Below are 12,098 nucleotides of genomic sequence, written 5' to 3'. Positions count from 1 at the left end.
CCATCACCGCTATCGCCGCCCAGTCCTTTAGCGGCACATCCACGACGGTCCGCGTAACCGGCCCTCCCGCGACGTTCAGCGATCAAATCGATTCGGCTGAGCAGGATTTGATTGTCATCTCCGTCGTGACCGCCGGGCTGATAGCGCTGATCTTGCTGGTCATCTACAGGTCACTGTTTACCGCGTTGCTGCCTCTGTTGGTTATCGGGGTCAGCCTTGCGGTAGGGCGCGGAGTGCTCTCGGCGCTGGGCGAAGCGGGAATGCCGGTGTCGCGATTCACCATCGCGTTCATGACGGCGATTCTGTTGGGCGCCGGCACCGATTATTCGGCATTTTTGATCAGCCGGTATCACGAGCAGCGCCGCCAGGACGTCTCGGCTGACCTCGCGGTGATCAACGCAACCGCCACCATCGGCCGGGTGATCCTGGCCTCCGCCGCGACTGTGGCGTTTGCATTTCTGGCCATGGTTCTTTGCAAAGCTGAGCGTTTTTGGCGCGCTGGGCCCAGCGTGCGCGATAGCCGTCTTCGTCGGAGTCGCGGCCACCGTGACATTGTTCCCTCCGGTATTGGCGCTGGCCGCCAAACGGCGGCATTGGCGAACCCAAAGCCGACCGCACACGCCGCTACTGGAACTGGATCGCCGTGGCCGTAGTCCGCCGACCCACCCCACTGCTGGCCGCCAGCCTGGCCCTTGTATTAGGGCTAGCGGCTGTCGCGCTGACCATGCGCATGAGCTACGACGACCGCCAAGGAGAGCCGGACACAACCGCCAGCAACGAAGGTTATCACCTGCTGGACAGGCACTTTCGCAAAGATATCGTCATCACCCAGTTCATGGTCGTGGAATCACGGACCGATATGCACACCGGTAAAGGCCTGGCCGACCTGGATGAGATGGCGTCTCGCGTGTCGCAATTGCCGGGCGTCACCAAAGTATCCGGCGTCACCCGGCCCACCGGGGCACGACTCGATCAGGCACAGCTCTCTTGGCAAAACGTCCAGATCGGCAACAAGATGGCCGATGCCGTCGCCAAAGGAGACGCCCACAAGACCGATCTCACCAAACTCACCGGCGGTGCCGACCAACTCGCCAGCGGCCTGGCGCAACTTGACACCACCCTTCGCACAGCGTTGACTCCGCTGACCGGTATCCTTAACCAAGCCCAGTCCAGCGGCTCGCAATTTCAGCGCTTTCGCCCTCTGCTGCAGCAACTTTCGACTACCACACCGACCATCGACCAAGCTATCCGAGCCGGACCTGGGCTACGTCAAGAAGCTCAACAAGCTCAGAATGCGATCGCCACGATCGACCCGCTGGTCGGTGCGCTCAACACCTCCCCCTGGTTTGCCTCCACACCCGAGTGCACCCAGATCCGCGACCAGGTACGGATTCTGGTGACCTTGCGCGATGGCGGCTTTTTCAGCCAGCTCGCCAACCTCGGCGACATGTACCAGCCGGGCGGCGATACTGCGGGGGGCACCATGGCAGACCTGCAGAACACGGTCACCTCGCTGAACAAGGCGTTCGGAGCGCTCGGCGACCCCGCCGACATGGCCGGCAACATCCGCCGCCTCCAAAACGGCATCAGCCAGCTCGCATCGGGCGCACAAGCCCTAGCCACCGGTGTGCATACCCTTGCCGACAGCAACATCGAAATGTTGTCCGGCATGAGTCAGATCGCCACCCAACTACAGAATTCCGCGCGGTCCAGCGCCGGTTCGGACAACTCCAGCGGCTTTTGCCTCCCGGCTAACGCCTTCGAGAATCGCCAGTTCTCCGATGTGGCAAAGCACTTCCTGTCCGCTGACGGCAAGACCGCACGCTTCGCCATCGAATCCAGCTACAACCCCTACAGCAGCGAAGCGATGGATCTCGCTCAGAAGATCACCCAAGTTGCCGATGCTGCACGCCCAACACCTCCTTGGCCAACGCCAAAATATCGATGGCCGGATTCCCCGCCGTCAACTCCGATATCCAGCGCCTTCTGTCGGCCGACTTCCATCTGCTGGCCATTGCCACGCTCGTCATCGTCGGACTGATCCTCGTCGTTCTCCTGCGCGCCTTGGTGGCCCCGCTCTACCTGCTCGGTACGGTCGTGCTCAACTACGCAGCCGCACTGGGCATCGGGACGCTCGTTTTCCAATACGGCCTCGGTAAGAAAATCGCTTGGCTGGTACCGCTTTTGGCGTTCATCATCTTGATCGCGGTGGGCGCCGACTACAACATGCTGCTGATCTCGCGGTTACGCGAGGAATCCGCTCACAACATCCGCGTCGGCGTACTGCGCACGGTCGCAAACACCGGCTCAGTCATCACTTCCGCCGGGCTCATCTACGCGGCCAGCATGTTCGGCCTTATGGTCGGTTCGGTCGCGATCATGATCCAAGCCGGGCTCATCATCGGCTGTGGCCTACTACTCGACACCTTTGTTGTCCGCACTCTCACGGTTCCCGCGATCGCCACATTGCTCCGTGAGACCAGCTGGTGGCCGCAACGTAAACGTGAGGACGCTTGAAACTCTTGCATTTTGACTAAAATACCGACGATTACGCACCTTCATCTGAGTCATGAGCGGTGTTGGGTCCAGCGAAGCGGACGAGCTGGTCAAGAAGCTCTCCGAAACCGGCGATGTCGCCGTGGGCGGCGAAGTGTTCGGGTTCTACCGTGATGAAAACCGCTGTTGCGGTGAAACGAATGACGCCATCTTCACCGACCCCCTCGCCAGTGTAAGGCACGTCCTTGCCGCACGCTGATACGTGCGCTAATGCGGTGGGGCTGGTGTAGCGGAACCGGCGCTAGATACTCGATCGCGAGATTGCGCGTGACCGCAGGCGTGCCGGCGATCCACAGGGTGAAGCCCAAAAGGTCGTCGCACGCCGCCGCGATAGCCCCGCCGTGCGCCAAGCCGGGCGCACCGATATGACGCTCATCGAATGCCACATCGGCATATACCTCATCGTCCAGACGATAGACCTCTAGCTGCAGGCCACTGGAATTCTCGGGTCCCGCAACCCATACAGGTAGGCGTGTGTGACGGCAGGCGTTGCGGTTCAGTTGAATTTGGAGCATCCAAGGTTGCGGCCTCGTTTCCGGTTGGACGTGTTCGATAACTTCGGCCATTGCGGCCTTAAACGACGAGAAATCCCGCATTAAGGTGCCGAACGCAGCAACTTGGCGTATGCCGACCTGGCAAAGTGCAGCTCATGGTCACGGCGAGCCGCGCCGGGCGATCCAAGCGCCAGTACGGTCCGCTTCGGCGCGATACCGTTAGCACGGTACCGCAGGCATTTTGGACACGCTGCGTCACGATGGTCGAACACCGTCAGGGGGCCATTCGTCGACGCCGTCTTCGAGCGGCACATCCAGAGATCGCAGGAGCGCAGAAAAGAGTCGCCAGTTGCCAATCGCCGCGACAAGTTCTACAAGGAGCCCCGGGTCTGCTTGCAACGCATCTCGGCACACAGCCCACGTGCCATCCGAGATGGTGCCGTCACGCAGTGTCTCATCGGTCGCCGCAAGTACAGCACGTTCGGCATCGCCAAAGTGGTTAGCATTCTGCCAATCTCGCACCGCGAGCAGGTCACGCTCGGACACGTCGAGCATTCGTGCGAGTCGCCAATGTTGCGTCCATTCATAGACCGAGCCGGTGACCCAGCCGATTCGCATGATGATCAGCTCTCGCAGCCGCGCGTCGAGGTCCCCGGTCCACAGCAACGCCTCCAGCAGTCCGTTCAAGGCCATTGCCACACTAGGCTGGTGAAGCGCGATTCGGAATATCGACAACTCCGCTATGGCTTCGGGGATGCCACATTGAGCAGCGCGCCGGCGCGCGTCTGTCAGGCCGAGCATTTCGACGCGGTTTCCACTGCCCACAGTCGGTCCTTAAGTTCGTAGGTGCAGTTACTTCGTGTTGTTACGTTGTGCTGTGACCCGGGTGGGTCGGGTGAGGCGGCATGTCGGTTGCCGGCCTGGTGGTGCGGCTTGAAAGGACTGGCCGCCCGGCCTTCCTGGACTTCCTCGGGCCGCTGATTGAGATCTGCGACGTGATCGCTTGTTTAAGGAAATGCTGGCGGGGTTGTCCGTGGGGATCGTGTTGGCAGACAAGCGGATAGGAGATCGATGGCAGCGGGCCAGTTGTGGGCTGGGGTTGATGTCGGCAAGGAACATCACTGGGTGTGCGTGGTCGACAACAGCGGCACGGTGGTGTTGTCGCGCAGACTCGGCAACGAGGAGCAACCGATCCGTGCGCTGATCGGCGAGATTGACTCGTTGGCTGATCAGGTTGCCTGGACGGTGGACCTGACCACGGTGTATGCCGCCCTGTTGTTGACCGTGTTGGCTGATGCCGGCAAGTCGGTGCGCTACCTGGCGGGCCGTGCGGTCTGGCAAGCCTCGGCGGTCTATCGAGGTGGTGAAGCCAAGACCGACGCCAAAGACGCCCGGGTGATCGCTGATCAGTCGCGGATGCGCGGCGATGACTTGCCACTGCTGCATCCCGACGACGATCTGATCACCGAACTGCGGCTGCTCACCGCTCATCGCGCCGACCTGGTCGCTGACCGCACCCGCACGATCAACCGACTGCGCCAACAACTCGTTGCGGTGTGTCCGGCGCTGGAGCGGGCCGCCCAGCTCAGCGCTGACCGGGGCTGGGTAGTGCTGCTGGCGCGCTACCAGCGCCCCAAAGCCATCCGCCAGACCGGTATTTCGCGGCTGACCCGGATCCTGGCCGACGCCGGAGTGCGTAATGCCGCGGCCATTGCGGCGGCTGCGGTGGCGGCCGCCAAAACTCAAACGGTCCGACTGCCCGGCGAACAAGTGGCCGCCGGACTGATCGCTGATCTGGCGCAGGGGGTGATTGCCCTCGATGACCGCATCAAGACCACCGATGCCGACATCGAGGACCGATTTCGCCGCCATCCACTGGCCGAAGTGATCACCAGCATCCCAGGCATGGGATTTCGGCTCGGTGCTGAATTCCTGGCCGCCGTCGGCGATCCCGAACTGATCGGCTCGGCCGACCAGCTCGCCGCCTGGGCCGGGCTCGCACCGGTATCTCGAGATTCGGGAAAACGCACCGGACGACTGCACACCCCCAAGCGCTACAGCCGCCGGCTGCGCCGGGTGATGTACATGTCCGCACTGACCGCCATCCGCTGCGACCCGGCCTCCCGCGCCTACTACCAACGCAAACGAAACCAAGGCAAACGACCCATCCCAGCCACCATCTGCCTGGCCCGACGCCGCACCAACGTCCTCTACGCACTCATCCGCGACAACCGCACCTGGCAACCCGACTCACCCCCGATCACTCAGTCGGCGGCTTGACATCGTCATTGAGAGTCCTTTCAGTTGGGCACTGCTGGCACGTCAGGCCATCGGTACGAAGACGTTGTGCAAGGCCGGAATCGTGCCCGGCTCGCCATCGGCTAAGACGTCGAGTAATCGTGGTAGGCCCGCGAAACCGGCGACGTCCCGGGATAGTTCATCGAAGGGCCAACGCCCAGAGACGAGCAATTCGATCGCGCTCTGATAGGCGGGGTAATCGACCCCCAGCGAGCCGAGGACGCGTAGTTCTTTGAAAACGAGGAGGTCTGGCTCGAAGCCTGGTGCTCCGCCGCCGCCGCGGGTGCCGGCGATCACCACGCGTCCGCCTGGTCGAGCAAGTGCGACGGCGTCAGCGAATGCACCTGGCGCTTTGGCGGTGACGTCGACGACGACGTCTGCGAGTTGACCGGTCGCTCGTTGCAGGGCCTTGACCGGGTCTTCACGGGTCACGTCAATGGTCAGGTCCACGCCGAACTTGGACGCTGCGGCTAACCGTGGTCGATCGCGTGGTCCGAGTCCGGTCATAGCGACGAATGCCGCTCCGGATTCCTTCGCTGCTACGGCCGAGCAGATGCCGCGGATGCCTGGCCCCAGGACTGCGACGACGTCGCCTGACGCGGTCTCCGGCAGCGTGGCAGCCCATTTGATTCCCGCGCCCAGCGGGTTGAACAACGTAGCGACAATCGGGTCGAGTCTGTCTGGAATCGACAACAGCATGGAATCGAAGGGCAGATGCAGGTGCGTTGCGTACCCTCCCCACAGGCCGGGATCGATGTTTACGTCGACGAAGCCGAACATCGTGGCCAGTCCGTTGCGCGAGCACCTGCGATACTCACCTCGGCGGCACGCGTCGCACTCCCGGCACGATCGAAAAACCTCGACCGCAACCCGATCACCTGCCGACACACCCCAACGCGCGCTTGCGGCGTCACCGACTGCCTCAACGACACCGACGATTTCATGTCCCGGGACGAAGGCGAAGCCCGCTGGTAGGTGACCGCTGTACTGCTCGTGATCGGTTCCGCAGAGCCCGCACGCCTCGATCCGAAGGACTCCGGAGTGGCCGTCGACGGGCGGTACCGCAAGAGTGCGCCGCTCGAGGGCGCGCGGCTTGGTCAGCACGAGCGCATCGGCCTTCATGGCAGTTCGAATTCGACGCGCTGATCAGCGGGCCGCACAGTTACCTGACGTCCGACCATCATCTCTTTTGACATTTCCTTCGCCACCTTCGCATCGTCGTTGCGAGCCGCGACGCGCCGGCCGTCGGGTAGACGCGCGAGAACAGGCACCCACGAAGGGCCAACGTCGCGGTCGTGTACCACCGTGTAGCCGTCGATCGTTGCCCTACCGGATGTGTCGGCGGCAGAAGCGACTGGAACCGCAGTCGCATCAATCGCGGCCTGCGCTTCCGCCATGTCCGGTGTCTGCCACCCAGTCGGCGGCGGCGTCGCCGACCATAGGCCCAACGAGTGCTTCGTGATGTACCAACCTAATCCGGAAACCAGTCCTAGGGCGTCCGGTTCGCTTCGGCAGCGTCGAACCATCTCCACAATCGAGTGGCTGACATAGTTGTTACCCGGTCCTCCGTGGTAGGGCAATCCACCGGTCACCGTGAACCCGCGTGGATCCGCTGGATCGAGATCGAGCGCCTCGATCGCAACTTCGACCGCGGAAGGGAAGCAGGAGTACAAATCGAACCATCCGATGTCATCGGCGGAAAGGTCGCAGGCAGCTAGGAGCGCCCGTCCGACAGCGCGAATTCCCGCGGACCGACTGAGATCGGGCCGCTGAACCGGAAAGTACACGTCGTTGCAAGTGGCCGCGCACCATGGGAAAACCCATCGGTCACGAGGAACACCGATTTCGTCGGCGACTTCGGCAGCCATCATGACGAAGGCGGCTGCCATATCGACGGTGATAATGCTGTTGAGCATCTTGGGATATGGCTCGCACACCATCCGGTTAGTTGGCGAGACCGAGCTGAGCTCACTGGCAGTGCGCGCGCGCGGAAACCATGCCTGGCCGGGATGCCTCGATGCTTCGAGCGTGAAGGGGGCCATCAGGTTTCCCAGCCAGCGACGCTGCTCATCGAAGGTCCGGCCCGATCGAGCCGCAATCGCCGATTCGAAGACCGGGTACACCTGGTGCGGCCAACGCAGTCCAGCACACATCTCGGCCGCGCTCAGACCGGGGCGAGTATCGCCAAGTGACTCATCCCGGCCCTCAACGGGTTTCGGGTCTCGTCGCACCTGACCCGATCCAACCCTACGAGCTGACGCGCCGCTCTCCGCTCCGACGACTAACACCGCGTCGCTGACACCGCGCGCGATGCGGGCGCCGAGCACCTCAACGAGGTACTGAGGCGTATTACCGCCAACCGGACAACTGATGCGCCGTATTGGCGCCAGCCCAGCCGCTTCGGCAATCCTCGTCGCAGGATTGTCACGCGGAATCATCAAGATTCCGGGCGTCGCCACCATATCGATTCGATGCCCGATAGCAGCGCCCGAGTCCTGCAATGCTCGACGCACGGCCTCGGAAGCCAAATCGATGGGGTCAACGACACCGTCGTCGCGGTGCGTGATCTCACCAACTGCGACGACGACCGGAGTGCGGCGTGGAATCGGCAACGGTCAGGCCGCGGTCATCGTCGACGCCTTTGCGACATATCTGCGATATTGTCACATAAGGTGCTATACGACAACTGCTTCGATCGTCAGCCCACGAACGGCACGGGACGGCATACTTGAATGGTGACGAAAAAATCGTTGCGATGGGGCACGGCGACCGCCGCGAGCCGCGACATCGCCCGAGACCATCTGCTCGATGCCGCCGCAACGTCCCTCGAGAACAAGGGGCTACCGGGCACCACGATGGAGGACATCGCCAGGCAGGCCGGGGTGTCCCGCGCCACGGTGTATCGCTACTTTCCGAGTCGTGAATCCGTCATTTCCGGTGTTATCTTGCGGTCAGCCGAACGCTACCTCCGCCGCATTAGTGCGCGGATCGCAGCGCATGCCGATTTAGGCTCGGCGATACTGGATTTCGTCGAGGTTACACTCCGTGCGGCCCACCGTGAACCCATAATCGGATTGCTATTCGGCAGTGACGACGAACTCGCCGGCGTAGGGCTGGCCAAGGGTACGTCGGTGGCTTTGTTCGAACTCGTCGCCGAGTTCCTTCGCCCTGTCTTCGCCGCGCACTGGGATCAACTTGAGCGTGGGGTGTCGGTCGACGATGCATCCGAGTGGATACTGCGGGCTATCCTCAGCCTACTCACGGTCGAAGGCCCAAGGCAGCGCAGCCCGGAGGGCCTCGATGCTTTTCTACGAAGATTCCTGCTTCCTCCTCTGCTCACCACCACCCGGTCTTGCGCTGATGCAACAAGTACGGAGTAATGTCTCGTTAGTGGCAGCAGTATCGGTGAACGACGAGGGGCTCTAGACATGAAGTTCGAGCAGTTCAGCCAAGAGATTGCCGACGAGTTGCAGAATGCGGCGGCAACCGCGGGTGGGCTGTCCAGCTACTTGGGATTTCGGCACACCGAATTCGCCGCGGGACGTCTGGTTGTGGAGATGGATGCTCGGGACGACCTGATGACGCCGTTCGGCAACCTGCACGGCGGATGCTTGTCGGCGATGGTAGACCACTGTCTGGGCGTGGTGTTCTATCCGGTTATCCCAGCGGGATCATGGGTGGCCACAACGGAATTCAAGCTAAATCTGCTGCAGCCCGTGTCGAGCGGAGTGTGCGTTGCGGTCACCGAGATCATCGCGCTGGGCAAGCGTAGCGGTGTCGCCAGAATCGATGTCTCCAACGCGGGGCGCGCGGTATGCGCGGCGCAGGGAACCGTGACGGTGGTTAGCCCGAGGGGGTATTCCGGTTGATGGCGAGACTGAGCACGAGTGCCGTCCGAATTGGCTATCGCGGCCTAATCAAATGACTGTTACCTGCGAGCGAATCCGCACCGAAGACGGCGTCACCCTCACGGCGGATTTCTACCGGCACGACACCGCCCGCGCCGTCGTACTTCTCCTGCATGGTGGTGGTCAAAATCGCCACGCTTGGACCACCACGGCGCGCCGGTTGCATGCGCGCGGTTACACCGTCGTCGCCTACGATGCCCGAGGCCACGGCGATAGCGGGTGGGACCCGACTGGGCGATACGAACTCGCAGGACTCACATCCGATCTGCTGGCTGTGCGCGAACATGCGAGTGACGACCGCCCGCCGGTGGTCGTTGGTGCGTCGTTGGGTGGCATGACCATTTTGGGAACCCATCTGCTGGCACCAGCCGATTTGTGGTCAGCAGTCGTTCTTGTCGACATCACCCCGCGAATGGAGTTCCACGGTGCACGCCGCGTCGTGTCATTTATGGCCGCCCATCCCGACGGATTCGGCACGCTCGACGACGCGGCCGACGTCATCGCCCAATACAATCCGCACCGCGCTCGTCCCGAAAGCCTGGACGGACTGCGAAAAGTGTTGCGCCAACGCGACGATGGCAGGTGGATTTGGCGATGGGATCCGGCTTTCATCACCTCTAATTTTCAGTTCCTGCAAGGTGACCCCGCCACTGGTGCCGAACAGTTCGACGCGATCAGCGAACTGCTTGTTGAGGGGGCCCGTCGCGTGCAGGCACCAACGCTTCTGGTGCGCGGCGTCCTCTCGGATGTGACATCGCAGCAGTCGGTCGATGAATTCCTCCAGGTTGTCCCGCACGCCGAAGCGGTGGACGTTTCCGGCACAGGTCACATGGTGGCCGGCGACGACAACGACGCCTTCACTGCAGCAGTCGCCGGATTTCTCGACCGCACGATAGCCAATTCGGCCTGAGAACCTCTGAGCTGTGTGGCGCAGCCCAAAGCTGGCCATAGTTAAGGGCAGCCGACAGCTACCAAAACCAAGATATGCGTGACATCCATCCACTTAAGCAGGATGTGAATGGCCATTAGCTACAGTCGAGCGATGCACCTTCGTACCGTCTGCACCACAGTAACTTCCGGCTTGGTCGAGGGTTTCTCCCGAGACGGCGTGACCAGGTGGCGATCCATCCCCTACGCCGAGCCGCCCGTCGGGGCGTTGCGCCTAAGAGCCCCCCGGCCAATCGAGCCGTGGGAGGGAGTCTTGCCGTGTCACCGTTTCAGGTACTGTGCACCACAGCCGCGCAAATACACTTTTGTTGGCCTCGGCAAATATCAGCCGATGAGCGAAGACTGCCTGACGCTGAACGTCGTCGCGCCCGACACCAGATACGAGCGGCCGTTACCTGTGATGGTGTTCATCCATGGCGGCGCATACTTCCTCGGCAGCTCCGCGACACCGGTATATGACGGGGCATCGTTGGCTCGCAAGGGGTGCGTGTTCGTGTCAGTTAATTACCGGCTGGGCGCGCTTGGAGCAGTTGACCTCTCGTCTCTGTCTACCGACGCCTTCCGCATCGACGACAATCTTTATCTGCGTGATCTGGTTATGGCGCTCCGTTGGGTGCGTGACAACATCGCAAGCTTCGGCGGCAATCCCGACGCTGTGACGATATTCGGCGAGAGCGCAGGGGCACACGCAGTGGCGACGCTGTTGGCTGTTCCAGCTGCTAAAGGGCTGTTCGCTCAAGCCATTTCTGAGAGCCCCGCGGGAGGTTTGGCTAGTTCCCGTGAACAATCTGAAGAATACGCCGCAAGGTTTGCGGCGATTCTCGGAGCTCGGAGGCGAGACGCTGCCGCGGTCTTGCTGACCGCGCCGCCGACCGACCTCGTAGCGACTTTGGATCATCTGATCATGCAGGAAAGCCGCAACGCGCCGGGCGTATATCCGGTCGGTCCCACATATGGAACCGACTACCTGCCGCTGGATCCAATGGATTCGTTGCGCTTGGGAAAAGCACACCGAGTGCCTCTCGTCGTGGGTAACAATGCGGAAGAAGCCAAGCTGTTCACCCGCTTCCTGAAACTACTGCCAACGAACGAACCCAAGATCGAGCTGCTGCTATCGACTGTGGAATCTGCTGACCGTGAGCGGATTACGGCGGCGTACCCCTCTTATCCGAAAGCCGCTGCTTGTATTGAATTGGGAGGCGACTTCACGTTCGCATCGGTCGTATGGCAGATCGCCGACGCGCACAGCGCACACGCTCCGGTATACGTGTACCGCTATGACTACGCTCCGCGCACGTTGCGATGGTCCGGGCTGGGGGCCACTCATGCTACCGAATTGCTCGCAGTTTTCGACGTCTACAGAACGCGGTTGGGTCGGCTGCTCAGCGCGGCAGGCGACAAATATACGGCGCTGCGCATTACCGAGGATGTCCAGTCGCGGTGGTGCGCCTTCGCCCGCACAGGCGTGCCTGGCGCGGGTTGGCCCAGCCACGTCAGTGCCGACCATGCGGTGATGATCTTCGACAGGACATCGCGGGTCGAGTGTGACCCGCTTGCGGTTCGGCGCCAGGCGTGGGAGGGATTTACCTTCCGCCGCCCCTGACCGCATTCTGTGTGCATCTCGTTCCCGACATGCCGCGAACTGCCGCGGGCGAGGTATTCAAAGACAGAGCTTCGCCCGTAATTCGGCGGGGAGCGGCGTTCAGCCCTACGTTGAACCGCTGTTCGTCGCGTCAGCTGCTGATTACCACCACCACCTGGGAATGGAACCAGACGCCCAGGTAGTTGCGCGCGGAGCGCTTGAGCTTCAGCCTATCGGCTCGCGCTACGGCGGCGGGCCAAAAGTTTCGATAGTGGGATGGCCCACTCGGGTCAGAGTTGACCCTGCTGTCAA

General features: G+C 62.2%; 8 protein-coding genes and 2 pseudogenes. 6 read left to right on the top strand and 4 right to left on the bottom strand.

The features are described from left to right. Window positions 1–2,517: pseudogene (locus tag JF781_RS26345) on the top strand (MMPL family transporter); the annotation flags it as partial. 31 nt (window positions 2,518–2,548) lie between these two features. Here the strand turns inward: JF781_RS26345 and JF781_RS26340 are convergent. Together JF781_RS26340 and JF781_RS26335 are read right to left on the bottom strand one after the other, a co-directional pair. Further along, window positions 2,549–3,018 (bottom strand): annotated as a pseudogene (locus tag JF781_RS26340) (PaaI family thioesterase). 287 nt (window positions 3,019–3,305) lie between these two features. After that, complete coding sequence (locus JF781_RS26335; RefSeq protein ID WP_372457562.1) at window positions 3,306–3,875, bottom strand: carboxymuconolactone decarboxylase family protein; 570 nt, start codon at window positions 3,873–3,875, stop codon at window positions 3,306–3,308. Window positions 3,876–4,121: 246 nt separating this feature from the next. Between JF781_RS26335 and JF781_RS26330 the strand changes: the two genes are divergently transcribed. After that, window positions 4,122–5,330 carry an IS110 family transposase gene (locus JF781_RS26330; RefSeq protein WP_007172600.1) on the top strand — a complete coding sequence of 403 codons (1,209 nt, stop codon included), beginning with the start codon at window positions 4,122–4,124 and terminating at the stop codon, window positions 5,328–5,330. A gap of 42 nt (window positions 5,331–5,372) precedes the next feature. Here JF781_RS26330 and JF781_RS26325 read toward each other — a convergent pair whose 3' ends face one another. Beyond that, window positions 5,373–6,470, bottom strand: coding sequence for a zinc-binding dehydrogenase (locus JF781_RS26325; RefSeq protein WP_007172287.1), 1,098 nt, complete (start codon window positions 6,468–6,470; stop codon window positions 5,373–5,375). Further along, the gene (locus tag JF781_RS26320; RefSeq protein ID WP_007172286.1) at window positions 6,467–7,960 is read right to left on the bottom strand and encodes an acetyl-CoA acetyltransferase; all 1,494 of its coding nucleotides are present in this window, start codon (window positions 7,958–7,960) and stop codon (window positions 6,467–6,469) included. Before JF781_RS26320 ends, JF781_RS26325 begins: the two co-directional genes overlap by 4 nt. 120 nt (window positions 7,961–8,080) lie before the next feature. Between JF781_RS26320 and JF781_RS26315 the strand changes: the two genes are divergently transcribed. From JF781_RS26315 to JF781_RS26300, 4 genes are all read left to right on the top strand, one after another. After that, window positions 8,081–8,728 carry a TetR/AcrR family transcriptional regulator gene (locus tag JF781_RS26315; RefSeq protein ID WP_046182710.1) on the top strand — a complete coding sequence of 216 codons (648 nt, stop codon included), beginning with the start codon at window positions 8,081–8,083 and terminating at the stop codon, window positions 8,726–8,728. A gap of 48 nt (window positions 8,729–8,776) precedes the next feature. Continuing rightward, entirely contained in the window at window positions 8,777–9,217 is a 441-nt protein-coding gene (locus tag JF781_RS26310) for a PaaI family thioesterase (RefSeq protein ID WP_007172283.1), read from the top strand. Window positions 9,218–9,269: 52 nt separating this feature from the next. Continuing rightward, the gene (locus tag JF781_RS26305; RefSeq protein ID WP_033721570.1) at window positions 9,270–10,166 is read left to right on the top strand and encodes an alpha/beta fold hydrolase; all 897 of its coding nucleotides are present in this window, start codon (window positions 9,270–9,272) and stop codon (window positions 10,164–10,166) included. Window positions 10,167–10,298: 132 nt separating this feature from the next. Beyond that, window positions 10,299–11,807: a carboxylesterase/lipase family protein gene (locus JF781_RS26300; RefSeq protein WP_033721569.1), complete on the top strand. Its 1,509-nt coding sequence runs from the start codon at window positions 10,299–10,301 to the stop codon at window positions 11,805–11,807. The last annotated feature ends 291 nt before the right edge of the window (window positions 11,808–12,098 follow it).

This window comes from Mycobacterium sp. WUMAC-067 (assembly GCF_020217485.1).
GTDB lineage: Bacteria > Actinomycetota > Actinomycetes > Mycobacteriales > Mycobacteriaceae > Mycobacterium.
Note: the sequence above shows the minus strand (reverse complement) of the source record. Positions and strands in the feature narration are given on the sequence as shown.

Coding starts and splice junctions, on each gene's coding strand:
- JF781_RS26310 (WP_007172283.1), top strand. CDS start 8,777: ATGAAGTTCGAGCAGTTCAGCCAAGAGATTGCCGACGAGTTGCAGAAT.
- JF781_RS26315 (WP_046182710.1), top strand. CDS start 8,081: ATGGTGACGAAAAAATCGTTGCGATGGGGCACGGCGACCGCCGCGAGC.
- JF781_RS26325 (WP_007172287.1), bottom strand. CDS start 6,470: ATGAAGGCCGATGCGCTCGTGCTGACCAAGCCGCGCGCCCTCGAGCGG.
- JF781_RS26305 (WP_033721570.1), top strand. CDS start 9,270: ATGACTGTTACCTGCGAGCGAATCCGCACCGAAGACGGCGTCACCCTC.
- JF781_RS26330 (WP_007172600.1), top strand. CDS start 4,122: ATGGCAGCGGGCCAGTTGTGGGCTGGGGTTGATGTCGGCAAGGAACAT.
- JF781_RS26300 (WP_033721569.1), top strand. CDS start 10,299: ATGCACCTTCGTACCGTCTGCACCACAGTAACTTCCGGCTTGGTCGAG.